We start from the raw sequence: 25027 nt of genomic DNA, 5'->3' as shown, positions 1-25027 counted from the left end.
AATACATAGGAGGAGTTAAAGTGAAAAAGACTTTAATTACAGGGTTATTGGTTACAGCAGTATCTACGAGTTGCTTCGTTCCTGTAAGCGCTTACGCTAAGGAGGGGCAAACAGAAGTGAAAACAGTATATGCGCAAAATGTAATTGCTCCAAATACATTATCTAATTCAATTAGAATGTTAGGATCACAGTCACCGCTTATACAAGCATACGGATTAGTTATTTTACAACAGCCAGACATTAAGGTAAACGCTATGAGTAGTTTGACGAATCATCAAAAATTTGCAAAAGCGAATGTAAGAGAGTGGATTGATGAATATAATCCGAAGCTAATCGACTTAAATCAAGAGATGATGAGATATGGTACTAGATTTAATAGCTATTATAGTAAGCTCTATGAACTAGCAGGAAAAGTAAATGAAGATGAACAGGCAAAAGCAGATTTTACAAGCGCATACGGAAAATTACAATTGCAAGTACAAAGCATCCAAGAGAGTATGGAGCAAGATTTATTAGAGTTAAATCGATTTAAAACAGTACTAGATAAAGATAGTAACAACTTATCCATTAAAGCTGATGAAGCAATAAAAACATTGCAAGGATCAAATGGGGATATTGTGAAATTAAGAGAAGATATTAAAAGAATTCAAGGGGAAATTCAAGCTGAACTAACTACTATTTTGAATAGACCGCAAGAAATCATTAAAGGTTCTATTAATATCGGTAAACAAGTATTTACAATTACAAATCAAACTGCACAAACGAAAACGATCGACTTTGTTTCTATCGGTACTTTAAGTAATGAAATTGTAAATGCTGCAGATAGTCAAACGAGGGAAGCAGCTCTTCGTATTCAACAAAAGCAAAAAGAGCTATTACCACTTATTCAAAAGTTATCACAAACTGAATCAGAGGCGACTCAAATTACATTCGTTGAAGATCAAGTAAGTAGCTTTACAGAACTAATTGATCGCCAAATTACAACTTTAGAAACGTTATTAACGGATTGGAAAGTTTTAAATAATAATATGATCCAAATTCAAACAAATATTGAAGAAGGCACGTATACAGACAGTAGTTTACTTCAAAAACATTTCAATCAACTCAAAAAAGTAAGTGATGAAATGAATAAGCAAACGAATCAATTTGAAGATTACGTTACAAACGTTGAAGTACATTAAACAGAAAAATAATTAACGATATAGGGAGAGAAGAGAAATGACGAAAAAACCTTATAAAGTAATGGCTCTATCAGCACTTATGGCAGTATTTGCAGCAGGGAACATTATGCCGGCTCATACTTATGCAGCTGAAAGTACAGTGAAACAAGCTCCAGTTCATGCGGTAGCAAAAGCTTATAATGACTATGAAGAATATTCATTAGGACCAGAAGGCCTAAAAGATGCAATGGAAAGAACAGGTTCAAATGCTTTAGTAATGGATCTGTACGCTTTAACAATTATTAAACAAGGTAATGTTAACTTTGGTAATGTATCGTCAGTTGATGCAGCTTTAAAAGGAAAAGTGATTCAGCACCAAGATACAGCTAGAGGAAATGCGAAGCAATGGTTAGATGTATTAAAGCCACAGCTTATTTCAACGAATCAAAATATCATTAATTATAATACGAAGTTCCAAAACTATTATGATACTTTAGTTGCTGCGGTAGATGCAAAAGATAAAGCGACTCTTACGAAAGGCTTAACTAGATTATCAAGTAGTATTAATGAAAATAAAGCACAAGTAGATCAGTTAGTAGAAGACTTGAAGAAATTCCGAAATAAAATGACGTCGGATACGCAAAACTTCAAGGGAGATGCAAATCAAATTACATCTATCTTAGCTAGTCAAGATGCTGGAATTCCGCTATTGCAAAATCAAATTACAACGTACAATGAAGCAATTAGTAAATATAATGCAATTATTATCGGTTCATCAGTTGCTACAGCGTTAGGTCCAATTGCAATTATCGGTGGTGCAGTAGTTATTGCAACTGGTGCAGGAACTCCGCTAGGAATCGCATTAATTGCAGGTGGTGCAGCAGCTGTAGGTGGTGGTACAGCTGGAATCGTATTAGCGAAGAAAGAGCTTGATAATGCACAATCTGAAATTCAAAAAATAACTGGACAAGTTACAACTGCTCAACTAGAAGTAGCAGGATTAACAAACATTAAAACACAAACTGAGTATTTAACAAATACGATCGATACTGCAATTACAGCACTGCAAAACATTTCAAATCAATGGTACACAATGGGATCAAAATACAATTCTTTACTTCAAAATGTAGATTCAATTAGTCCAAATGACCTTGTTTTCATTAAAGAAGATTTAAACATTGCGAAAGATAGCTGGAAGAACATTAAAGACTATGCAGAAAAAATCTATGCTGAAGATATTAAAGTAGTAGATACGAAAAAAGCATAATCGAATACGAATCGTTAGAGCGTTAAGTATTGATGAATGAGTTGAAGCTCCTGTTCAGTTGTGAGCAGGAGCTTTTTTATATCCTTATAAAGAGAATGGGTGAAAAGTATGCAGAAAAGATTTTATAAAAAATGTCTTTTAACGATCATGATTGCTGGGGTGGCAACGAGTAATGCACTTCCTTTACATCCTTTTGCAGCGGAACAAAACGTAAAAACATTACAAGAAAATGCAAAAAATTATTCTCTCGGTCCAGCAGGATTCCAAGATGTAATGGCGCAAACGACATCGAGCATATTCGCAATGGATTCATATGCAAAATTAATTCAAAATCAGCAAGAGACTGATTTGAGTAAAATAAGTTCAATTAATAGTGAGTTTAAAGGAAATATGATTCAGCACCAAAGAGATGCAAAAATTAATGCGGCGTATTGGTTAAATAATATGAAGCCTCAAATTATGAAAACGGATCAAAACATTATTAATTACAATAATACTTTTCAAGCGTATTATAATGACATGTTAGCAGCGATTGATCAAAAGGATAGCGGTAAATTAAAAGCGGATTTAGAAAAGTTGTATGCGGATATTTTAAAGAATCAAAATGAGGTAGATGTACTATTAGGGAATTTGAAAGCTTTTCGCGATAGAATGGCGAAAGACACAAATAGTTTTAAAGAGGATACGAATCAATTAACCTCGATTTTGGCGAGTACGAATGCTGGTATTCCAGCATTAGAGCAACAAATAAATACATATAACGATTCGATTAAAAAGAGTAATGATATGGTTATCGCTGGTGGTGTACTTTGCGTAGCGCTAATAACATGTCTTGCTGGCGGACCGATGATTGCGATTGCGAAAAAAGATATCGCAAATGCAGAAAGAGAAATAGCCAATTTAAAAGATAGAATTTCAGGAGCGCAAGCAGAGGTCGCAATTTTGACGGATGTGAAAAATAAAACAACAAACATGACAGAAACAATTGATGCAGCAATTACAGCCTTGCAAAATATATCAAATCAATGGTATACAGTAGGTGCAAAATATAATAATTTACTACAAAACGTAAAAGGAATCAGTCCAGAAGAATTTACGTTTATAAAAGAAGATTTAAATACAGCGAAAGATAGCTGGAAAGATGTAAAGGATTATACAGAAAAATTACATGAAGGCGTGGCGAAATAAACAGTGGAATAGTTCCACTGTTTATTTTTTTATCCCGTTTTTTGTGAGAGCCGAGCTTGTAATTTTGCCCATAAATTTGCCGTGTGTTTTATAAATGTAACTTTGGGATAATGTTTGGTCAAATTGATACTAATAACCTCGATAAACTCCTGATCACGCTTTTTATATTTAATCTTTTAAGGGAAAAAGCTATACTATAAGCAAAACTAAAAATTGGAAAGGAAATACTAGAACATGGAAAATTATTTATTATTTATCCTTACAGCAATCCTAATCATAATAATGCCTGGTCCCGGTTTTGCCTTAGTTACAAAAAACACTATCTCGCATGGTAGAAATGGTGGGATAAAGACCATCTTAGGAACGGTATCTGGAATGATGATTCATACAATAATGGCTACACTAGGACTCTCTGCTATCCTAATGAAATTTGCTATGCTATTTACATTAATAAAATATGCTGGGGCTTTTTACTTAATTTACTTAGCTGTAAAGTCAATTAAAAGTGCCTTGTCTAAAAAAGAAGATATGTCAGGTTCAGTGGAAATGAACTCTAAGGATATTGGAACGATTAAAAGTTTTAGACAAGGATTTACCACGGCAATCTTAAACCCAAAAACTGCTGTATTTTTCCTAAGTTTTCTACCCCAATTTATTGTGAGCAATCAAAGTCATCTCTTCCAATTTCTTTTGTTAGGACTCACATTTACGACTTTGACAGCAATATGGTATTTACTTTATATCTCACTAATACGTCAATTAAGAACTTTTTTAAGAAAAGAAAAAGTGAACCGTACAATAGAGGGTATTACTGGCACAGTATTATTAGTATTTGGAGTTAGGTTATTTTTCCAAAAATAAATATGTATATGAAAAGAGAAATAATCAAGGGTGGTTATTTCTCTTATTCACTTATTCTAAAACTACCATTATAGATTTCTAGAGGTGAGATGATTTTTTGTTGGGTATTTATGTTACTATAACTGGAGAAAAATATCCGTTCGTACTTAATGTAGAAGAACTTACATCTAGTATTAAAATAACTATTAGTAAAGGTAAATTTTTAACCAATTTGAATCCCACCTTTTAAGTGTAACATCTTTATATTATTATATTGCAAAATGAATTATATAATTAATTATAAGATAGTTATCTATGAGAATTTAACTTGTTTTTTCGTTTTGGGATGTTAAAAAATTCTTAAGTTGATGGGCATGGGATAGCACAACATGCCTATGAACTTAAGAACAGAAACTTACGCTTGAACATAATATCAAATTTAGATGAGCAAAGCTATTTCAAGTGAATAGAATCCACTCTTTAAGAATACATAAAATATATACATACAAGCTTAGTCTGATCACTACATCATTAGTGAAAGTAGGATTCTATAGATTTTGGAGGAAGAGATATGAAAAAAAAGGTTCTCCTGTTTACAGATTTGGGGATTGATGATGCGTTTGCTATACTGTACACCTTTTTTCGTAAAGACATTCAACTTGTAGGAATTGTAGCCGATTATGGAAATGTATCCAGAGAAAATGTAATAAGAAATATTAACTATTTGAAGTACATTGCGGGAAGAGAAGAGATACCTGTATTCCTTGGGGCTTCTGTACCGCTGACAGGTATATTGATTCAGTATTTCCCTGAGGTACATGGAAAAGTAGGATTAGGACCTATCATTCCCCCTGAAATTTCATATCCAGTGTATCCTTTAAATGATATTTATCAAATTATAGAATCAAATTTAGAAGATCTTACAATTATCAATTTAGGAAGACTTTCTTCGCTAGCTACGACTTTTGTGTTGAATTTAGAAACAATGCGAAACGTAAGAGAATGCATTTGCATGGGGGGAGCTTTTTTCTATCCAGGTAACGTAACTGCTGTGGCTGAAGCTAACTTTTACTCAGACCCTTATGCAGCAAACTTAATTCTGCAGCATGCAAAGAACTTGACAATTATTCCTTTAAATGTGACTCAACATGCGATTGTTACACCCGAAATGGTCCAGCAAATCGATGCATTTCATCGGAATACACAGGATCTTGCAGGACTCATCATCAAACCTATGTTAGACTATTATTATAAATTCTACTCTAAGTCTAATCCTGGTATAAGTGGAAGCCCTATGCATGATTTTGTAACAGTGTGGTATTTGCTGAATCAAGAGGCTGTTGGCCTTTCAAGAGTACCCATTAAAGTAATTCCTGATCAAGGAGAAGGATTTGGTCAAAGTATTGCAGACTTTCGTTTTGCTACTAATCCAGGCTATAAAACGCATAATGTAGCTTTTCAGCTTGATTATAAAAGATTCAAGAAGGATATTATGGAAACGTTTTTAAAGAAGAGAGTGTAACAGACTTTATTAACTTCAGATAATAGGGATTATGTGAATGAAATGCCACTTCACTTAACGTACAGGAATTCGACTTTTTTAGGTTAAAATTCGCTTAGCATATAAAACTTCCAAAATGTTGGCTGTATCCCATCACTATCAAGCTAATAAAACAAAATCCCCCTAAAATGAAAAAATCCGCTGACTTCTCAAAGTAATTAACTGTAGTGAAAGAAAATTTTTATTTTGGGGGTACATTAAAACTTTAGCTTGATGGCTATGGGGTCTCGCCATCAAAACGTGAATTTCGTACGCTAAGGAATTTCTATGTTAAAAAACTTGGTTTTACCGTACGTTAAGGAAGTTCCATAAACAATATTTAATGTTTGTTATTGAAGGGTTTTGTTATCGTTACTACAGAAAGAACAAAAAGAATGAATTGAATATGAATCGATTTATCCCGCTATTTGCGGGCAGTAAGACTCCCCCTCAAAATTTGGCGAATGCGGGGGATTTAGGTGGGAGTCGGGCTGCCCGTAAAAGCCCGATTGGTGAGGGCTAATAATCAGTGGGGGATGGACAAAACCCCACTGATTAAAGTTTCACTTTATCTGCTTCAAGATCATCTGTATTGAGTTTATGAAGTTACACAATAAAGTTTCATTGTATATACTAAGTGGAATAGAAGTTTAGGTGGATAAAATTCGGTAGTCGAAATTTCTTGCATAAAGCTGTATAATGCTTGTAACGAAAGGGAAATACAGGAAAGGGTTTGTAATAAGTTACTATGGAAAAAGATAAACAACAGTTAAGCGTTGAAGTTGCAAGATTATATTATCAATCAGATTATAGTCAGCAAGAAATTGCTAACAAATTAAATATTTCAAGACCGACGATCTCTAGATTATTAAAGTACGCAAAAGAAAAAGGATTTGTTCAAATTAGCATAGCCGATCCGTTTGCTGATTTAGATAACGTTGGGAATTTACTTAAAGAAAAGTACAACTTGTTAGAGGCACATGTTGTGTTTTCTCCAGTTCCAGAATATGCAACGATTACGGAGTATATTAGTAAGTATGCTGCTGAGTATATGGAAAAGACAGTGAAAACTGGTGATATCGTTGGTGTAAGCTGGGGAATGACGATGTATGAAATCGCTAGGAAAATCGTACCGCAACATGTAAAAGGCGTAGAGGTTGTCCAATTAAAAGGTGGCATTAGTCACTCAAGTGTAAATACATATGCGAATGAGACGATTGCTTTATTTGCAGATGCTTTTCAAACGACGCCAAGAAATCTACCCCTTCCAGTTATATTTGATAATGCGGTGACAAAAGAATTAGTGGAGCAAGATAGACATATTCATCACATTATCGAAATGGGAAAACAAGCAAATATTGCAATTTTCACTGTCGGAACAGTGCGTGATGAAGCGTTATTATTCCGATTAGGATATTTAGATAAAGATGAAACGAGCTTACTGAAAAAACAATCGGTCGGTGATATTTGTTCACGTTTCTTTGATGGAGACGGTAATATTAGTAGCGAAGAAATTAATAAGCGCACAATTGGAATTGAGCTAGAAGAATTGAAGTTAAAGAAACGTTCTATTTTAGTTGCAGGTGGTAAGAGAAAAATAAAAGCAATTGATGGTGCGTTACGTGGCGGGTATGCAAATGTATTAATTATAGATCAGCATACGGCGAAAGAATTGTTACATTATCAAAAAGATTAGAAATAAAAGGCTTTCTCAAAATTAATATTTTGAGAAAGCCTTTTATTTTGTTATGTATAAATTATAAGAGTCCTTCTTGGAACACAAATTTCCTTTTTAAAAATAATTATGGATATTGAGATACATACTACCAGTGTTAACATAAAAATTTTGATTTCAACTTGTGATGTATATGAATTGTTTCTCAGTAGAATGCGTTTCAGTTATTATAAGAAAATTCCTTTCGGAAAAGAGTGAACAAAATTTCAAAAGTGTATTTACATTTGTTCAACTAAGAGTTAGAATGAAGTTGTTAAAAGATATGAGGAGTGAAGATAATGAACATTGCAAAGTTAATTGACCATACAATTTTAAAACCAAATTCTACTAAAGAAGATGTTATGAAAGTAATCGAAGAGGCAAAGCAATACAAATTTGCTTCAGTTTGTATTAATCCTACATGGGTAAAGCTAGCTGCTGAAGAATTAGCTGGACATGATGTAGACGTTTGTACTGTAATCGGTTTCCCATTAGGAGCAAGCACTACTGAAACAAAAGCATTCGAAACAAAAGATGCTATCGCAAAAGGTGCAACTGAAGTTGATATGGTAATCAACGTAGGTGCTTTAAAAGATGGCGACAATGAGTTCGTTGAAAAAGATATTTATGAAGTAGTACAAGCAGCAAAAGGAAAAGCTCTTGTAAAAGTAATCATTGAAACTTGCCTTCTAACAGACGAAGAAAAAGTTCGTGCTTGTGAATTATCAGTAAAAGCTGGTGCTGATTTCGTAAAAACTTCAACTGGATTCTCAACTGGCGGAGCAACTGCTGAAGATATCGCATTAATGCGCAAAACAGTTGGGCCAAACGTTGGTGTAAAAGCATCTGGTGGCGTTCGTACACGTGAAGATGCAGACAAAATGGTAGAGGCTGGAGCCTCTCGCGTTGGAGCAAGTGCTAGTGTTGCAATCGTTTTAAACGATGCAAAAGGTGCTACAGATAACTACTAATCACTAATGAAGTAAAGAGCAATAGATACACAACGTATAGTGTATCTATTGCTTTAACAATTGAAAAAAATGTAAGCGGATACGAATGGGAGGAGACGGCTTATGAAATACTTAATCGGTGTTTTTGGCCTCGTATTGATTTTAGGTATCGCTTGGCTTGCTAGTAATGATAGAAAGAAAGTCAAATATCGCCCAATCATAACGATGGTTATATTACAATTCATTTTGGGATTTTTATTATTAAATACAAGTGTAGGGAATGTATTAATTAGCGGAATAGCAGATGGTTTTGGAGAATTATTAAAATATGCCGCTGATGGTGTGAATTTCGTATTTGGTGGATTAGTAAATCAAAAAGAGTTTTCATTCTTTTTAAGTGTATTAATGCCAATCGTATTTATATCAGCTTTAATAGGTATTTTGCAACATATTAAAGTGTTACCCATTATTGTGAAATCTATCGGTATAGCATTAAGTAAAGTAAATGGAATGGGGAAACTAGAATCATATAACGCGGTAGCTTCTGCGATTTTAGGACAATCTGAAGTGTTTATTTCAGTTAAGAAACAATTAGGATTATTGCCAGAAAAAAGAATGTATACATTATGTGCATCTGCAATGTCTACAGTTTCTATGTCTATCGTTGGATCATATATGGTGTTATTAAAACCGCAATATGTTGTAACCGCTTTAGTGCTTAACTTATTCGGTGGTTTCATTATTGCTTCTATCATTAACCCGTACGAAGTTACTGAAGAAGAGGACATGTTAGAAGTACAAGAAGAAGAGAAAAAGACCTTCTTTGAAGTATTAGGAGAATACATTATAGATGGATTTAAAGTTGCGATTACGGTAGCAGCTATGTTAATTGGTTTCGTTGCTCTTATCGCATTCATTAATGCAGTATTTAAAGGTGTAATCGGTATCTCATTCCAAGAAATTCTTGGCTATGTATTTGCACCATTTGCATTTATTATGGGTGTTCCTTGGCATGAAGCAGTTAACGCCGGAAATATTATGGCAACAAAATTAGTATCGAATGAATTTGTCGCTATGACAGATTTAGCACAAGGAAACTTTAATTTCTCAGATAGAACGACAGCGATTATATCTGTATTCTTAGTATCATTTGCAAACTTCTCTTCAATTGGAATTATTGCTGGGGCAGTTAAGAGCTTAAATGAAAAACAAGGGAATGTAGTCGCAAGATTTGGTTTGAAATTACTTTTCGGTGCAACGTTAGTAAGTTTCTTATCAGCAACAATCGTTGGCTTGTTATTTTAACAGATTCATATAATATAAAAAGGAATGGTGATTGTAATGAGAATGGTAGATATTATTGCGAAAAAACGTGATGGAAAAGAATTAACGACTGAAGAAATTAATTTCTTTATTAACGGATATACAGACGGAAGTATTCCTGATTATCAAGTGAGTGCACTTGCAATGGCAATTTTCTTTAAAGATATGACAGATCGTGAACGTGCAGATTTAACAATGGCAATGGTTGAGTCTGGAGAAACAATAGACTTATCAGCAATTGAGGGCATTAAAGTAGATAAGCATTCAACTGGCGGTGTTGGTGATACAACAACATTAGTATTAGGACCATTAGTTGCTGCTTTAGATGTACCAGTAGCAAAAATGTCAGGTCGTGGTTTAGGACATACGGGCGGAACAATTGACAAATTAGAAGCGGTAGAAGGATTCCACGTTGAAATTACGAAAGAGCAGTTCATTGATATTGTAAATCGTGACAAAGTAGCTGTAATCGGACAAACAGGAAACTTAACACCTGCTGATAAAAAAATCTATGCATTACGTGATGTAACAGGAACAGTAAATTCAATTCCTTTAATCGCAAGTTCAATTATGAGTAAGAAAATTGCAGCTGGTGCTGACGCAATCGTACTTGATGTAAAAACAGGTGCTGGCGCATTTATGAAAACAGAAGAAGATGCAAAAGAATTAGCACATGCAATGGTACGTATCGGAAATAATGTAGGACGTCAAACGATGGCTGTTATTTCAGATATGTCACAACCACTTGGTTTTGCAATTGGTAACGCCCTAGAAGTGAAAGAAGCAATTGATACGTTAAAAGGTGAAGGGCCAGAAGATTTAACAGAATTAGTACTTGTATTAGGAAGCCAAATGGTCGTACTTGCGAAAAAAGCAAATACGTTAGAAGAAGCTCGTGAAATGTTAATTGAAGTTATGAAAAATGGAAAAGCAACTGAGAAGTTTAAAGAGTTCTTAAGCAACCAAGGCGGAGACAGCTCAATTGTAGATAATCCAGAAAAAATGCCACAGGCGAAGTATGTAATTGATGTACCTGCTAAAACTTCAGGTGTGATTTCAAACATTGTTGCAGATGAAATCGGTATTGCAGCTATGTTATTAGGTGCAGGTCGTGCGACAAAAGAAGATGAAATTGATTTAGCGGTAGGATTAATGTTACGTAAAAAAGTTGGCGATGCAGTAAAAGAAGGCGAGCCGTTCGTAACGATTTATGCAAATCGCGAAAATGTAGAAGATGTAAAAGCTAAAATTTATGAGAACATTTCTATCGCTGAAACAGCAGTGGCTCCTAAATTAGTTCATACAGTTATTACTGACTAATCATCATTACATTTACTTTGAGGGGGAAATAATATGGATAAGAAAAAATATATTGAAGAAGCAAATAAGATGTTATCGAAAGCGTATATTCCGTATTCTAAATTTCCTGTTGGCGCAGCATTAGTTACGAAAGAAGGTAAAATCTATACTGGTTGTAATATAGAAAATGCTTCTTACGGTTTATGTAACTGTGCAGAAAGAACAGCAATCTTTAAAGCAGTATCAGAAGGTGAGCGCGACTTTAGTTACTTAGTCATTACAGGAGAAACTGAGGGACCGATTTCACCATGTGGTGCTTGTAGACAAGTTATTGCTGAATTTTGTGATCCGAAAATGCCTGTATTATTAACGAATGTAAAAGGTGATGAAAAAGAAGTGACTGTGGAACAGTTACTGCCAGGTGCTTTCTCAATTGAAGATTTAAAATAAGTTAAAAGGCCATTCCGCAATGAATAGTTGTGGAATGGCTTTTTTATTTTCAAAAATAGAATGTAATATTCCGTTCATATTCCGTTCATAAACTTTGCGTAAAATGATTGCATCGAATATGGAAAGTTTACAGCAGGAGGAATATGATGAAGAAATTATATAATGCAGCATTCATTTACTTAATAATTGGTTTATTATCAGGAGTATTTGCAAGAGAGTATACGAAAGCGCAAGGAATTAAAGGATCCACTATGCTACAGCTAGTGCATACACATGTATTAGTATTAGGATTCATATTCTTTTTGGTTGCATTAGCTTTATTTAAAGTGTTTCAAGTACAAGAAACAAAAAGCTTTCGCGCGTGGTTTATTGTTTATAATGCAGGATTAATTTTTACAATCGCTACAATGGTATTTAGAGGTATTTTACAAGTAAATGGAACAGACTTTAACGGTTTAAGCCATATGACTGGATTAGCTCATGTTATTATAAGTGTCGGGCTCGTTTGGTTTATGATTTTGCTCAAAAAGTCATTTAAATAGATAGGGGTGGAGAGTATGAGTTTAGCACTTTTATCAAGTATCGTAGCGGTATGTATGGCTGTTGGTGTAATGTTTCTTCGCTTTAAGTCAGCGAAAAAACCGATAGTGAAAAAGAAAATTATATTACCGCCAATCTTTATGAGTACTGGCGCATCGATGTACTTCTTACCAGAGTTTCGGTTAACATCGTTAGAAATAGTAGAGGCAATTAGCATAGGGCTTATTTTCTCTATATTTCTTATTAAAACAACTAAGTTTGAAATAAGAGGCGAAGATATATATATGAAACCGTCAAAAGCGTTCATATTTATTTTAGTTGGTTTATTAGCTGTTCGGGTAGCATTGAAATCATATTTAAGTCAATCAATTGATTTGGCGCAATTGAGCGGGATGTTTTTCTTACTTGCTTTTGCGATGATCGTATCGTGGAGAATTGCGATGTATCGCTCGTATACTAAATTAGAAAAGACAATAAAAAGAGCTGGAATTTCTATATAGGAAATCCAGCTCTTTTTATGTTTTATACGATTGTTTTTTTAGCTTTGATTTCATTTGCTTAATTTTAAACGTATTTGAGCATCTTGTAATGCAACTGGTGTAACGTTAAGACCATTTTGATCAACGATTTTTGTGTTTAATAAAATGGAATCTAAGCTTCCACGAAATGTTTTTGTATAGTTTTGACGCAACATTTGTTGTTCTTGTTTTTCATCAACTGTTAATCCAGATGTTCTTTCTTTTTTTGATAATTCGTTAATACGGAATAAAATGTTTTGCATTTTGTTCACCTCTTATTTTAAAATAAATTAGTTACTTACTAATTTATAGTTATTTTAACTTTTTTATATGAATATGTCAAGAAGGGTAAAAGAAAAGTAGACACCCGTATTACAGTAAGTGGGTGTCTACAAGGAAAATATAAAGCTTAGCTTAATTCATGTAAGTGACTAACAAGTTCTGTTGTTTTAGAAAAGAATGGAGAATGATCAGCTTCCAAAGTAATGATTTTCATACAAGGAGTTTCTGTATTCATTCGGCGCTGAAAATCAATCGGAATTGCTCTATCTAGAGTCGTTTCGATATAAATACGATCTATAGTTCCAAAGTTTTCTTCAGATATTTTTATCTCTTGCTGGAATGGTCCTAGTGGTTGAGGACGCATTTGTTTGAAAGAAGATTCTTTAATAGCTGCATCTTCTGTAGCGTTTAAAAATGTTTGTTCAGTCAACTCTGGTATAAGTTCTGCAGTCATGTCATTCTCATTAATTGAGAATTGTGGACCAGCTTCACCATCTAATTTACTACCAAGACTTTCTCCGTTTTGTGGTAAGAATGCACAAAGATATACTAATTTATCGATTTTATTTGGTATAAGTTCAGCTGTTTGAGTGATCACAATTCCACCCATACTATGTCCAATAAGAATAACTTTTTCATTTTGTTGATCTATAGTAGCTGTTACTGCATTAACATAAGAATCTAACGTTATATTTTGTGATGGAGTCATATCTTTTCCACTTCCAGGTAAGTCTAGTGTAACAACTGTATGTCCGAAAGCCTCTAGTTGAGGTCTTACAAATTCCCATGCCCATTCGCCTTGCCATGCTCCATGTACTAAAACGTAAGTACTCATTTAACCAACACTCCTCTAATGATTATAAGATTTATTCTTTCGTGATATTGATGATGTATACTTAGTGTATAGGAAGTGGTTTGATAAATATAATGAAGGTTATTTATAGATGATATAAATATCTTTTATATAAGGAGAACAGAATGAACGTTTTTGATTTTAAAGTTTTTAAAAATGTGGCTCGCTTGAACAGCATTAGTTTAGCAGCGAAAGAATTACATATGACACAGCCGGCTATAACTCATATCATAAACAAATTAGAGAAACGATATGCTTTAACTTTATTTGATCGTTCTAGACAAGGAACGATGTTAACTGAAAATGGAAAGGAATTTTTAGTTTGTGTAGATCGACTTCTACTGGAGTATGAAAACCTTGAAGAAACAGCTTTACAATTAAAAAATAATAACTTGTATAAGATTGTATTAGCTACATATCCTTCAGTTACTGTATATTGTTTGGCGGAGTGTATCGAACTAGGTAATTTTGATCAAAGTCAGTATGTGCTTGCAGTTCGAGAAGGAAGCTATCAAGAAGTGTTAGATTGGCTGTCTTCTGGAAGTGCAGATTTTTCTATTTCTATAAAAGAAAATTTAATACCAGGATTTCATTATGATGTAATTGGTGAAGATCCGTATGTTATGGTTTCTTCTAAGTCAGTTCCATCTGATCTTACAATGAAAGAGTTGAAAAATTATCCTTTTATAATGCCGCTCTCTGGTTGTAAAGAAGTACTTGAACCATATTTGATAAAAAATGAAATAGTAGTTAATAAAGTGATGGAATCAGAGACAATTAGTTCGGCGTTAGCACTGGCTTTACAAGTTAACGGTATAACAATCGTTCCGTTATCAGGACTTCATAAACAAATTATTCATGACTTCATCGTGCAACCGATAGAAATTAAAATTCCACGGCAACTAATAATGCAATGGTCACCTAAAAAAGAAAATGACCGATTGTTTCTGGCGTTTGTTACGAATTTATTAGCACAGTTACAAAAAAAGAAAAAATAATAAAATGATTTAAAAAAAGGTAAGTTCGATTCACTTGAACTTACCTTTTTTATTTATACCCAATATAAGGATATGTCATAAAGTCCGATTAAAATGAGTAGTACACCTGCTATACACTGAATGTTTTTTCCTGTTTTTCGGCTCTTTTTAAGTAGTGCTTCATTTAATCCAAGGTAGGAGATGATGAACATAAGTACAACGATAGGTAGAGCGGTTCCTATTGAAAAGAATGTCGGAAATAAGTACCCATAATTATATGATAAAGATAAAGGGATTAACGTTCCGAAAAATAGCACAAACATAGTCGGACAGAAAGCTAAAGAAAAGAAGAACCCAAGTAAAAATGAGCTGACTTCATTTTGTTTTCGTATAAATTTGATAGAGAAGAAACTTCTTCCTTTTATAATACCTGATAATATTAACCCCATTATTATTAATAAAGGTCCGATCAGTTTACGTAACCATGGGAAATACAGAGTTAATATTTGTTGAATTTCTTTTCCTAACGCCCATACTAATAGTCCCAGCATCGTAAAAGCTATTACTTTTCCTAAAATGAATAACAGTATATGTTTCCAGGCATGTCCCTTTTGTAAAGATTGATTGCTATAAAGTGAAACTTTAATCAGTGGGGGTTTTGTTCATCCCCCACTGATTATTAGTTGAACCAATCGGGCATTTACGGGCAGTTGATCTCCCGCCTAACTTCTTTGTCCTATCCGAATTTTGAGGTGGGAGTTTTACTGCCCGTTAATGCGGGATAAAGTGTAATAGCGCTAATGTTTCCTGTTAATTGGCAAGGAGCAAGGGTACCTACTATGCCTAATAAAAACGCAAATAAAAGAGGAATTGATTTCGTAGCATTCGCGACATCCATTAAAGGAGACATGAGCTGATAACTCCATTCACTAATTGTTGAAAACACGTTATATGCACCTTTCTAACTAGTTATATTGTAATGTTCCATTTTTAGTAATCTGCTTCCACGTTTTACCGTCATCCGTAGAAAGAAACACATTTGCTTTCATTGTAGCAAATACCATTTCAGATGAATTTTGAGGGTTTTGTGAAATATACATAATTGTATCTTTAGGATCTAAAGATGGAGCTTGTATGTTTGTCTCTTCATTTGTAGCGATAGATTGCTTCGTTATCATTTGTTTGTTTTCCTTATTAATAGAGGCATAAATGACATCTTCATCGCTAAATGTAACTGCGGTCGATTCAAGAGATTTAGAGAATAATTTAAAAGTATTCCCGTAATCTGTAGATAAATACACGCCGTCTTTAGCACTTACTGCGACAACACTAGATTGATCCGGATGTACTGAAAAGGAGTGGATTGTACTTGAAAGCCCTTGTAACTTACTATTTTTCCATTCTTGTCCGCTGTTCGTACTGAAATAAAAACCTTGTTGTAATTTAGAATTTGGACGCTCGTTATATAAATAAATTGCTTCCGTATTATATCCGACAGCAAGGTTATGAAAATCAGATTCTCCATAAAAGGCTAGCTTTTCAAGGGTATTTCCGCCATCAGAACTTTTCATTAACCCTAAAGGATTTTTAAAATTTGCACCTTGTTCAGGATGTCCACTGGCAAAGAAGCCGTTTTTTGTTGATTGAAATCCCATATAATCGTGTAACTGTGTAGTAGTTTCAAACCATTTTCCATTTTGATAAACTTTTATACCACTGTGAGTTGCGATAGAAGCCCCAGGCATATTTCCTGCATAACCAATCCCATGAATGTGTTCGATTTTTCCAGATGTAATTTCTTTATAGAAGTTTTGCGGAATTGTATTTGTTGTTTCTTTATTTTTTGGCTGAGATTGCACCGTTTCTTTTTTCGCTGGTGCTGTTTCAGCATTGTTAGAACATCCTGTAATTATTAATAAAGAAGTAATTGCTAACCCTGTTGCTACATAATGTTTCAAATTTGTAGACCCCTTTCCTGCATATGAGATTTTAAGTATATGGAATAAATGTCAAGAAATTATGGAGTGATATGCATAATTGCGAGTGAAAGGAATAGTTGTGGAGACGTTATACCGCATATAGGCCTAGTAATGAAAGGTTTACTTTCTATATGAACCCTATTAATTGACGAAAAATTGTAACAATAATAGAATGAATTGTATTGGATAATTAGTTTTACAAGCATACAGAGAACGCTAGGGGGATTATTATGAAGTCAACATTTTTTGCTCGAAATAGAGAACGATTAGTAAACACGTTACCAGATGAATCAATTACTATTTTATTTGCTGGACAAGCACCTCATATGTCAGCTGATGCACATTATAAATTTGTACCGAATCGTAATTTTTACTACTTAACGGGAATCGATGAGCCGAATGTTATTTTCATGTTAAAAAAGTTTGGGAATAGTGTAGAAGAGACTCTTTTCATTGAAAAATCAGATCCAGTGCTTGAAAAGTGGGTTGGAAAAACAGTTTCTAAAGAAGAAGCAGAGAAATTATCAGGTATAAAGAAAGTTGTGTATTTAGATAGCTTTGAAAAGACAATGACGAATACACTTTTCGTGGAAAATGTGAAACATGTGAATTTAGACTTGGAACTTCGTGAGTGGAACGGTACTGAGACGAAAACATTAGCGTTTGCTAAACATGTAAGAGAACAGTATCCGCACATAACAATTGGAAATGTATACCCAAACATTTGTGAATTACGAGTGTTTAAAACAGAAGAAGAAATTGAAATCATTAAAGAAGCGATTGCTGTAACTAAGGAGGGTATTTATAACGTGCTGAAGCATGCAAAAGCAGATGTGATGGAATATGAATTAGAAGCTCATTTTGATTTTACGCTTAAATCATCTGGAATTAAACATCATGCGTTTAATACAATTTTGGCGAGTGGTAAAAATGCTACAGTCCTTCATTATGAAGATAATGATGCACAAATTCAAAATGGTGATTTAGTACTGCTCGATTTAGGTGCTCAGAAAGATTACTACAACGCTGATATTAGTTACACATTCCCAGCTAGTGGAACATTCTCTAGTCGCCAAAAACAAATATATAATATCGTGTTAAAAGCATTGAAAGAAACAACTGAGCTTATTAAGCCAGGATTAAAATTTGCTGCATTAAATGAGCATACAAAAAAAGTACTAGCAGAAGAGTGTAAAGCTATTGGTTTAATTCAAGAAGATGAGGAACTATCTAAATATTATTATCACGGCGTGAGTCATTTCTTAGGTTTAGATACTCATGATGTAGGAACATACAAAGATAGAGTATTAGAAGAAGGTATGGTCATTACGATTGAACCAGGTCTATATATTGAAGAAGAATCAATTGGGATTCGTATTGAAGATGATATTCTTATCACAAAGGACGGGTATGAAAACTTGTCAAAAGATATCATTAGAGAAGTTGAAGAGGTTGAAGAGTTTATGAGAGAAAATAATGTAAATGTAAAAGAAGATGAAGTTGTTACGAAATAATAATTAGAAGAGGCGCTCAATTTTGGGCGTCTTTTTATTTTGTTCATTTTATATCTCCATATTTTCTTGAAAATTGTCTTCTATAATAATCTTGAAAAAGAAAAAGGAGGGATTTTCCATGAAGAGATTTGTATTAACAGCAGTTACAGTCTCCGTAATAACTTTAATTGCTGCATGTTCTGCGACTACAAATACAACAAATGATCATAAAAATATGAACGATAAAAAAACAACACAGACTGAGACGGCTACAAAGCCATTGAAAGTTGTAAAAGGGCCAGAAGTTACTTTAGTAGCGAAAGAAGAAAAACAAAAGCTAAGTAACGGTGTTATTGTTCCAGTCTGGACATTTAATGGTTCATCCCCGGGTCCAGAAATCAGGGTGAAAAAAGGTAAAAAGGTTAAAGTGACATTAAAAAATGAATTACCTGCACCAGTATCTATTCATTGGCATGGGTATCCTGTCCCAAATAACATGGATGGAATTCCAGGCGTGACACAAGATGCGGTTGAATCAGGAAAAAGTTTCACCTATGAATTTGAAGCGAGCGTACCAGGAACTTATTGGTATCATTCACATCAAGATTCTGTAAATCAACTAGATAGAGGCTTGTATGGTGCTCTTATTGTAGAGGATACAAATGAAAAGTATGATAAAGATTACACATTAATGTTAGATGAATGGGTAACAGATAAAGAAGGAATTAATAAGCAGTTAAAAGAAATGACAAAAGGACAAACAGAAAAAGCAGACGGTAATAAATCTAGTAAGGATAATGAAAATACGAAAAAGAATGATGATATGAAAGGTATGGATCATTCTGGTATGGACATGGGCAGTGATAAAAAAGACTCTGGCAATATGGCAGGAATGAACCATGGAAATATGAAGATGGAAGGTCATGATATGAGTATGTATGACTTATTCACAATCAATGGTAAAAGCGGGAAGTTAGTAGAGTCATTAAAAGTGAATAAGGGAGATAAAGTTCGTCTTCGACTTGTTAATGCTGGTTACTTATCACATGATATACACGTTCATGGTCATGATATAAAAGTAATTGCGACAGATGGCCAACCAATAAATGATCCAAAAGTTATTAAGGATAAAGTAATTTCAATAGCACCGGGTGAACGTTATGATATTGAATTTACTGCTAACAATCCTGGGAAATGGTACGTTGAAGACCATTCAGAAAATAAAGGTACAAAAGGAATGAAAGCTGTTATTGAATATGAAGGTAGTAAAGAGATGAAAGACAAAGCAAACGAAAAAGAGAAGTTATCAAAATTAGACATGGCGAAATATGGTACTAAAAAATTAGGTAGTTTCACGTTAGACCAGCAGTATACTACCACATATAATATGAACTTGAATACGCAAATGAATGGAAATGAAATGGTATATACAATTAACGGAAAGGTATTCCCAGATATTGACCCAATTCCAGTGAAAAAGGGTGACTTAGTAAAAGTAAAGTTAGTAAATCGCTCTAAAGCGGACGATCACCCGATGCATTTGCATGGTCATTTCTTCCAGGTATTGAGTAAAGATGGAAAACCGATAGAAGGTTCGCCAATTGTTAAAGATACATTAAACTTAAAACCGGGAGAAGAATATGAAGTAGCCTTTGTAGCAGACAATCCGGGTGAATGGATGTTCCACTGTCATGATTTACACCATGCTTCAGCGGGGATGGTAACAGAAGTGAAATATACAGATTATAAATCTGATTATGTTCCAAACCCTAGCATTCCTAATAAGCCAGAATAATATAAAGCAGTTATCCATAGGATAACTGCTTTATATATTTTAGTCTTTAGCGTTATACATATGTTGATCATGCTCGGATGCAGGTGGAGGCGTATGATCTGGGAATGTTACGAATACAGTGAGAACAATTACTACGCCAATTGAGAGTAATAATAGAAACCGACGATGGATATAAGTAGGAAAGGTTTCTGATAAAAGCTGAATCATACATGACATAGTTATCGTTATAGTAAGTAAGAGACTAATAAACAGTATACTATGGGCTTGTTGAGCGTTTAACATCTCTGTAATCATAGCTCCCATCATACTTGCCATTAATCCAGAGAACATTCCTTCTAAGGCAGTATACAGGTGAAAACGTAGACCGACTAAAAAACCGATAAAACCACTAATCAAAATAGCAAGCAAAGTAGAATATAGTAATTCTCCTTTAAAGAGAATACCTAAATAAAAACCTATACTTAAACCGATACTCATACTAAAAGACATAATAAATACCATATACTCCATTAGGGTACCCTTACGTTTAGAAATATATGATGCGATAATAATCGAGATACAACAAAGTGTTAAGGTAGTTAACGTATAAGCTAACATTATGATACCTCCCTGTCCTATCATTCACTTCATCATATGTTCAAATGGAGAGTACTTATGCTAATATATATCTGCAAATTATCTGCACAATTTAAAAAAGGTAAGTTCAATATAATTTTCAAATAATGAAGGTTATCTTAGTAGACGATGCTTCATAGGGATTGTTGTATTTTAAATTTTATAGAATATAGGAAAGCAAATAGTAGTGAATGGAAAAGACGCTCGATTTTTGAGCGTCTTTTTTGTCTATGAGTATGTGAAAGAAATTGTTATATAATGAGTTTCTATTGTGAAGCCATAAAGAATAAGCGTATAATATTATAGTTATCCCATTATTGGAGTAACCCGCGAATGATAAATAAGATTGTTGTATTATCATCGCTTCTAAACATATAGACAATGAAAGTAACACTGGAATACAGATAGGGAGTTATAAAATGAAATTAATTATTGCCGAGAAACCAGATCAAGGTTTGGCTCTTGTTTCACAGTTTAAATATCGCCGGAAAGATGGATATTTAGAAGTAGAAGCAAATGAGTTATTTCCAAATGGAGCGTACTGTACATGGGCAATTGGTCATTTGACGCAGTTATGTAATCCAGAACATTATCACGCAGAGTGGAAAAAATGGTCACTTAATACGTTACCTATGATTCCAGAGCGTTTTCAATTTGAAGTAACAAAGTCGAAGTATAAGCAATTTAACGTTGTGAAACAGCTGTTACATAATCCTCAGGTAACAGAAATTATTCACGCGGGCGATGCTGGGCGTGAAGGGGAACTGATTGTACGAAATATTATTAATCTTTGCAGCGTGCAAAAACCGATGAAGCGTCTTTGGATTTCCTCTTTAACGAAGCAAGCTATTTATCAAGGATTTAAAAACTTACTAGATGAAGCAGATACGATTAATACGTATTATGAAGCATATACAAGATCTTGCGCTGATTGGGTCGTTGGTATGAATGCATCGCGTGTCTTTAGTATTTTGCTAAAGAAAAAGGGAATGAACGATGTGTTTTCCGCTGGTCGTGTACAAACACCAACACTCGCGTTAATCGTAAAGCGGGAGAAAGAAATAGAGAACTTTAAGTCAGAGCCGTTTTGGGAAGTGTTCGCAACCTTTAATATAGAGGGAAAGAAGTATGAGGGGAAATGGGAGAAAGATAATGAGTCCCGCTTAAATGATCCTGATTTGGCAAATAAAATTGCAGCGTTTTGTCAGAATAAGCCGGCTGTAGTGAAAGAAATGAAAACGGAGCGTAAAGAGTTTCAGCCGCCGTTTTTATTTAATTTATCAGCACTGCAAGCAACTGCGAATAAAGCTTTTAAATTTTCACCGAAAAAGACGCTTGATATAACACAAGCACTATATCAAAAAGGGATTGTCTCTTATCCGCGTTCGGATTCTAACTATGTTACACAAGGAGAGGCAGCAACATTCCCTGATATTTTACAGAAGTTAAGTCAGTTTGATGAATATAAAGGTTTATTGCCAGCACCAATTGAATCGATTATGAACAACAAGCGCTATGTGAATGAAAAAAAAGTTACAGATCACTATGCAATTATACCGACAGAGCAAGTTACAAATCCAAGCAAACTATCAGGTGATGAAAAGAAAATTTACGATATGATCGTAAGAAGACTTATTGCGGCGCATTATGAAGTAGCAATCTTTGACTACACAACGATTACAACGCTTGTAGACGAACGTGCTGAATTCATTTCGAAAGGAAAACAGCAAATTCAAGAAGGATGGCGTAAAGTAATTTTCCAAGATGACAAAGATGATGAAACAATTCTCCCAATTGTAGCTGAAGGTGAACAAGGGAAAGTTGTAAAGGTGAAAGTGAAAGAAGGAAAAACACAGCCACCGAAGCGTTATACAGAAGGACAACTTATTACGTTAATGAAAACAGCCGGTAAGTATTTAGATAATGAAGAGCTCGAGAAAGTATTGAAGAAAACAGAAGGTTTAGGTACGGAAGCGACTCGCGCTGGAATTATTACGATGCTGAAAGACCGTAAATATATTGATGTGCAGAAAAACCAAGTGTATGCGACCGATAAGGGAAAAGTATTAATTACAGCAATCGGCGACAAAATATTAGCTTCACCGGAAATGACTGCAAAATGGGAACAGCGTCTTGCAGAAATTGGTGAAGGGACAGCTTCACCAGCTACATTTATGGAACAAACGAAAAAACTATCAGCTAAAATTATTGAAGACGCGGTTGAAATGTCTGAGAAATGGGATTTCACTGGATTACATGTTGAATCGATTGAGCGAAAAGGATCGAAATTTACAACAGGTAAAAAGGTGGGTAACTGTAAAAAATGCGATGGCGATGTTATTGATAAGTCCACATTTTACGGGTGTTCCAACTACAACACAACACAGTGTGACTTTACCATTTCGAAGAAGATATTAAGCAAAGCTATTTCGCAAAAAAACATGACGAAACTATTAAAAGGCGAGAAGACCGATTTAATTAAAGGCTTTAAAAAAGGCGAGAAAACATTTGATGCGAAGTTAGAGTGGAAAGATAATAAGATTAATTTTGTGTTTGAGAATTAAGTGGTTTCAATAAATAAAACAGCTCATGTTCAAGTGAAAGGTGCTATAACAGGTTAGGTTTGAAAAAATATTGATAGAAAAGAAAAAGCATGACAATTTTATGTCATGCTTTTTTATTTTTGAATTACATGATTTTGTGTACTAACAATAAAAAATATTTGAAAAGATAGTATTAAATAGGACGTTTATATCATCTTCATCAGTTCTTTTATACAAAAGAAAAACAAGCAACTAAGAGGACAACTGAAAGTAGCTTACACCGACGTCTGAAAAAATATACAACAAAAACATTACCTTAAATAATAAAAATTTATTGTAAAACGATAAAAAATATATTAAAATCAAAATCATAATAAATAAGTGAGGTGCTTTTTATGGAAAAGGCAACAACGTTGTTTTTAAAATTAGAGGAGGTATAACTATGGACATTAACAATTTGATTATTGAAAATATTGATAACCCTCATGAGCTGGAGAGAATGTATAGAAAAGACCCGAAAGCTTTTAAAAAGTCATTCTCACACGCATGGGAACAAAATCCAGATTCTAAGGTTCTTGGTGTTTGGCATGAAAGATTGCATTTCAAGGAGACAGTAAATACAGAAAAAACTTCCGTATTTCAAAAAGGTTTCTTATTCATGGGCATTTTAGCTATTCTGGCCGGGATAAGCACTAGAATCATTTTCCATTTTGTCGAACAGGAAGCAATTGCTCCAATTAACCTGGCTTTTGGTATAATTCCCTTTATTGCTGCCTATTTTGTTTACAATAATACTCCGAAAAAAAGTGTTATTTATTCTCTTGCAGCGTTGTTCCTAATTTCCGGGTTTTATCTTAATATGCTGCCATTAAATTATAAAGACAGTATTATCCTTGCTTATTTACACTTTCCCATATTCTTATGGGTATTGGTAGGGCTTGCATTTACAGGGAATGAATATTCAAAAGGCAGTACAAGATTAGCCTATATTAAATTTAATTTGGAGTATTGTATTCTCTACGCCAGCATGGCAGTTAGCGGAATGGTACTAGCAGCATTAACCATGCAGTTATTTAGGTTTGTTGACTTGAATATAGAAGACTTCTATTTTAGTAATGTTGTTTTATTTGGTGCTGCCGCTCTTGCTATTGTGGCTGCATACCTGGTATCAATGAATCTGAAACTTGCTAAGAATATTACACCATATATAGCTAAAATTTTTAGTCCTCTTGTCCTGATCACGTTGTTGCTCTATCTAATAACGGTTATATGGGTCGGAAAAAATCCATTCTTGGACCGCAATTTCCTGATAGTCTTCAACGGAATACTCCTTGGTGTATTGGCCGTTACCATATTTTCCATTATCGAGAGCGACTCAGACGAGAAAAAGAACATTTCAGATTATATAAATTTTGCCTTAATTGTTCTTGCACTTATCATTGACAGTGTGGCTTTGTCAGCAATCGTGTTCAGACTTTCTTCTTATGGGATTACGCCTAATAGACTTGCTGCTTTAGGAGTAAACATACTTATCTGGGCAAATCTAATTTGGATTATGCTCTCCTATATGCGTTTTCTACAAAACAAATCCGGACCTTCAACTATCCAAGATGCAGTTACTAAGTATTTGCCGGTATACGGACTTTGGGCAGCTTTCGTTATATTTACTTTTCCTATAATGTTTAATTAGAAAAGCTCTTT

Annotated in this window: 22 protein-coding genes and 1 pseudogene; 18 read left to right on the top strand and 5 right to left on the bottom strand. The window is 34.1% G+C overall.

The annotated features are described in order from the left end of the window. The first annotated feature begins 20 nt into the window (after positions 1–20). The 13 genes from nheA (at position 21) to QCI75_RS17610 (ending at position 12771) form a co-directional block, all read left to right on the top strand. The gene (gene nheA / locus QCI75_RS17670; RefSeq protein WP_353760913.1) at positions 21–1181 is read left to right on the top strand and encodes a non-hemolytic enterotoxin NHE subunit A; all 1161 of its coding nucleotides are present in this window, start codon (positions 21–23) and stop codon (positions 1179–1181) included. Positions 1182–1218: 37 nt separating this feature from the next. Beyond that, positions 1219–2427, top strand: coding sequence for a non-hemolytic enterotoxin NHE subunit B (nheB, locus tag QCI75_RS17665; protein WP_144506253.1), 1209 nt, complete (start codon positions 1219–1221; stop codon positions 2425–2427). A 108-nt stretch (positions 2428–2535) separates the two neighbouring features. Beyond that, positions 2536–3615 carry a non-hemolytic enterotoxin NHE subunit C gene (gene nheC, locus QCI75_RS17660; RefSeq protein ID WP_144506254.1) on the top strand — a complete coding sequence of 360 codons (1080 nt, stop codon included), beginning with the start codon at positions 2536–2538 and terminating at the stop codon, positions 3613–3615. Between the two features lie 234 nt (positions 3616–3849). Beyond that, positions 3850–4476: a LysE family translocator gene (locus tag QCI75_RS17655; RefSeq protein ID WP_144506255.1), complete on the top strand. Its 627-nt coding sequence runs from the start codon at positions 3850–3852 to the stop codon at positions 4474–4476. Between the two features lie 550 nt (positions 4477–5026). Further along, positions 5027–5977, top strand: a complete 951-nt coding sequence (locus tag QCI75_RS17650; RefSeq protein WP_098775600.1) for a nucleoside hydrolase — start codon at positions 5027–5029, stop codon at positions 5975–5977. A 361-nt stretch (positions 5978–6338) separates the two neighbouring features. Then, the gene (locus QCI75_RS17645; protein WP_144506023.1) at positions 6339–6518 is read left to right on the top strand and encodes a hypothetical protein; all 180 of its coding nucleotides are present in this window, start codon (positions 6339–6341) and stop codon (positions 6516–6518) included. A 225-nt stretch (positions 6519–6743) separates the two neighbouring features. Further along, positions 6744–7691 carry a DNA-binding transcriptional repressor DeoR gene (locus tag QCI75_RS17640; RefSeq protein WP_144506022.1) on the top strand — a complete coding sequence of 316 codons (948 nt, stop codon included), beginning with the start codon at positions 6744–6746 and terminating at the stop codon, positions 7689–7691. Between the two features lie 317 nt (positions 7692–8008). After that, positions 8009–8680, top strand: a complete 672-nt coding sequence (gene deoC / locus QCI75_RS17635; RefSeq protein ID WP_002012110.1) for a deoxyribose-phosphate aldolase — start codon at positions 8009–8011, stop codon at positions 8678–8680. A 102-nt stretch (positions 8681–8782) separates the two neighbouring features. Then, positions 8783–9964: a NupC/NupG family nucleoside CNT transporter gene (locus tag QCI75_RS17630; protein ID WP_144506021.1), complete on the top strand. Its 1182-nt coding sequence runs from the start codon at positions 8783–8785 to the stop codon at positions 9962–9964. A gap of 36 nt (positions 9965–10000) precedes the next feature. Then, on the top strand, positions 10001–11302 hold the full coding sequence (locus QCI75_RS17625; RefSeq protein WP_061654544.1) for a pyrimidine-nucleoside phosphorylase: 1302 nt from the start codon (positions 10001–10003) through the stop codon (positions 11300–11302). A gap of 33 nt (positions 11303–11335) precedes the next feature. Beyond that, positions 11336–11731, top strand: coding sequence for a cytidine deaminase (locus tag QCI75_RS17620; protein ID WP_063217816.1), 396 nt, complete (start codon positions 11336–11338; stop codon positions 11729–11731). 146 nt (positions 11732–11877) lie between these two features. Next, the gene (locus tag QCI75_RS17615; protein ID WP_144506020.1) at positions 11878–12273 is read left to right on the top strand and encodes a DUF2871 domain-containing protein; all 396 of its coding nucleotides are present in this window, start codon (positions 11878–11880) and stop codon (positions 12271–12273) included. A gap of 15 nt (positions 12274–12288) precedes the next feature. Further along, entirely contained in the window at positions 12289–12771 is a 483-nt protein-coding gene (locus QCI75_RS17610; RefSeq protein ID WP_144506019.1) for a CcdC family protein, read from the top strand. A 50-nt stretch (positions 12772–12821) separates the two neighbouring features. Here the strand turns inward: QCI75_RS17610 and QCI75_RS17605 are convergent, their stop codons facing one another. Both QCI75_RS17605 and QCI75_RS17600 read right to left on the bottom strand, forming a co-directional pair. Continuing rightward, positions 12822–13052 carry a DUF896 domain-containing protein gene (locus QCI75_RS17605; protein WP_002168639.1) on the bottom strand — a complete coding sequence of 77 codons (231 nt, stop codon included), beginning with the start codon at positions 13050–13052 and terminating at the stop codon, positions 12822–12824. Between the two features lie 146 nt (positions 13053–13198). Then, positions 13199–13906: an alpha/beta fold hydrolase gene (locus QCI75_RS17600; RefSeq protein WP_353760912.1), complete on the bottom strand. Its 708-nt coding sequence runs from the start codon at positions 13904–13906 to the stop codon at positions 13199–13201. 143 nt (positions 13907–14049) lie between these two features. Here QCI75_RS17600 and QCI75_RS17595 point away from each other — a divergent pair, with 143 nt between their 5' ends. Further along, positions 14050–14922 carry a LysR family transcriptional regulator gene (locus QCI75_RS17595; protein ID WP_144506018.1) on the top strand — a complete coding sequence of 291 codons (873 nt, stop codon included), beginning with the start codon at positions 14050–14052 and terminating at the stop codon, positions 14920–14922. 53 nt (positions 14923–14975) lie between these two features. Here the strand turns inward: QCI75_RS17595 and QCI75_RS17590 are convergent. Both QCI75_RS17590 and QCI75_RS17580 read right to left on the bottom strand, forming a co-directional pair. Beyond that, positions 14976–15847: pseudogene (locus tag QCI75_RS17590) on the bottom strand (urease accessory protein UreH domain-containing protein). Positions 15848–15866: 19 nt separating this feature from the next. Continuing rightward, positions 15867–16859, bottom strand: coding sequence for a F510_1955 family glycosylhydrolase (locus QCI75_RS17580; RefSeq protein WP_353760911.1), 993 nt, complete (start codon positions 16857–16859; stop codon positions 15867–15869). Positions 16860–17110: 251 nt separating this feature from the next. On the opposite strand from QCI75_RS17580, the gene QCI75_RS17575 reads away from it, so the two are divergent. Together QCI75_RS17575 and QCI75_RS17570 are read left to right on the top strand one after the other, a co-directional pair. Next, positions 17111–18394, top strand: a complete 1284-nt coding sequence (locus QCI75_RS17575; protein ID WP_144506015.1) for an aminopeptidase P family protein — start codon at positions 17111–17113, stop codon at positions 18392–18394. Positions 18395–18512: 118 nt separating this feature from the next. After that, positions 18513–20168 carry a multicopper oxidase family protein gene (locus QCI75_RS17570; protein ID WP_353760910.1) on the top strand — a complete coding sequence of 552 codons (1656 nt, stop codon included), beginning with the start codon at positions 18513–18515 and terminating at the stop codon, positions 20166–20168. A gap of 39 nt (positions 20169–20207) precedes the next feature. Here the strand turns inward: QCI75_RS17570 and QCI75_RS17565 are convergent, their stop codons facing one another. Further along, a complete protein-coding gene (locus QCI75_RS17565) occupies positions 20208–20765 on the bottom strand; it encodes a hypothetical protein (protein WP_144506013.1) in 558 nt (185 codons plus the stop codon). A 437-nt stretch (positions 20766–21202) separates the two neighbouring features. On the opposite strand from QCI75_RS17565, the gene topB reads away from it, so the two are divergent. Beyond that, positions 21203–23347: a DNA topoisomerase III gene (gene topB, locus QCI75_RS17560; RefSeq protein ID WP_144506012.1), complete on the top strand. Its 2145-nt coding sequence runs from the start codon at positions 21203–21205 to the stop codon at positions 23345–23347. 421 nt (positions 23348–23768) lie between these two features. Further along, a complete protein-coding gene (locus QCI75_RS17555; protein WP_144506011.1) occupies positions 23769–25016 on the top strand; it encodes a DUF4153 domain-containing protein in 1248 nt (415 codons plus the stop codon). Positions 25017–25027: the final 11 nt, after the last annotated feature.

It is taken from the genome of Bacillus cereus group sp. RP43, from assembly GCF_040459645.1.
Taxonomy (GTDB): domain Bacteria; phylum Bacillota; class Bacilli; order Bacillales; family Bacillaceae_G; genus Bacillus_A; species Bacillus_A mycoides_C.
Note: the sequence above shows the minus strand (reverse complement) of the source record. Positions and strands in the feature narration are given on the sequence as shown.

What these genes read in the sequence shown, in the direction of transcription:
- QCI75_RS17575 (WP_144506015.1), top strand. Translation starts at nt 17,111, where the DNA reads ATGAAGTCAACATTTTTTGCTCGAAATAGAGAACGATTAGTAAACACG.
- nheB (WP_144506253.1), top strand. Translation starts at nt 1,219, where the DNA reads ATGACGAAAAAACCTTATAAAGTAATGGCTCTATCAGCACTTATGGCA.
- QCI75_RS17565 (WP_144506013.1), bottom strand. Translation starts at nt 20,765, where the DNA reads ATGTTAGCTTATACGTTAACTACCTTAACACTTTGTTGTATCTCGATT.
- QCI75_RS17615 (WP_144506020.1), top strand. Translation starts at nt 11,878, where the DNA reads ATGAAGAAATTATATAATGCAGCATTCATTTACTTAATAATTGGTTTA.
- QCI75_RS17645 (WP_144506023.1), top strand. Translation starts at nt 6,339, where the DNA reads ATGTTTGTTATTGAAGGGTTTTGTTATCGTTACTACAGAAAGAACAAA.
- QCI75_RS17610 (WP_144506019.1), top strand. Translation starts at nt 12,289, where the DNA reads ATGAGTTTAGCACTTTTATCAAGTATCGTAGCGGTATGTATGGCTGTT.
- topB (WP_144506012.1), top strand. Translation starts at nt 21,203, where the DNA reads ATGAAATTAATTATTGCCGAGAAACCAGATCAAGGTTTGGCTCTTGTT.
- nheC (WP_144506254.1), top strand. Translation starts at nt 2,536, where the DNA reads ATGCAGAAAAGATTTTATAAAAAATGTCTTTTAACGATCATGATTGCT.
- QCI75_RS17640 (WP_144506022.1), top strand. Translation starts at nt 6,744, where the DNA reads ATGGAAAAAGATAAACAACAGTTAAGCGTTGAAGTTGCAAGATTATAT.
- deoC (WP_002012110.1), top strand. Translation starts at nt 8,009, where the DNA reads ATGAACATTGCAAAGTTAATTGACCATACAATTTTAAAACCAAATTCT.
- QCI75_RS17600 (WP_353760912.1), bottom strand. Translation starts at nt 13,906, where the DNA reads ATGAGTACTTACGTTTTAGTACATGGAGCATGGCAAGGCGAATGGGCA.
- QCI75_RS17650 (WP_098775600.1), top strand. Translation starts at nt 5,027, where the DNA reads ATGAAAAAAAAGGTTCTCCTGTTTACAGATTTGGGGATTGATGATGCG.
- QCI75_RS17570 (WP_353760910.1), top strand. Translation starts at nt 18,513, where the DNA reads ATGAAGAGATTTGTATTAACAGCAGTTACAGTCTCCGTAATAACTTTA.
- QCI75_RS17555 (WP_144506011.1), top strand. Translation starts at nt 23,769, where the DNA reads ATGGACATTAACAATTTGATTATTGAAAATATTGATAACCCTCATGAG.
- QCI75_RS17630 (WP_144506021.1), top strand. Translation starts at nt 8,783, where the DNA reads ATGAAATACTTAATCGGTGTTTTTGGCCTCGTATTGATTTTAGGTATC.
- QCI75_RS17605 (WP_002168639.1), bottom strand. Translation starts at nt 13,052, where the DNA reads ATGCAAAACATTTTATTCCGTATTAACGAATTATCAAAAAAAGAAAGA.
- QCI75_RS17595 (WP_144506018.1), top strand. Translation starts at nt 14,050, where the DNA reads ATGAACGTTTTTGATTTTAAAGTTTTTAAAAATGTGGCTCGCTTGAAC.
- QCI75_RS17625 (WP_061654544.1), top strand. Translation starts at nt 10,001, where the DNA reads ATGAGAATGGTAGATATTATTGCGAAAAAACGTGATGGAAAAGAATTA.
- QCI75_RS17620 (WP_063217816.1), top strand. Translation starts at nt 11,336, where the DNA reads ATGGATAAGAAAAAATATATTGAAGAAGCAAATAAGATGTTATCGAAA.
- QCI75_RS17655 (WP_144506255.1), top strand. Translation starts at nt 3,850, where the DNA reads ATGGAAAATTATTTATTATTTATCCTTACAGCAATCCTAATCATAATA.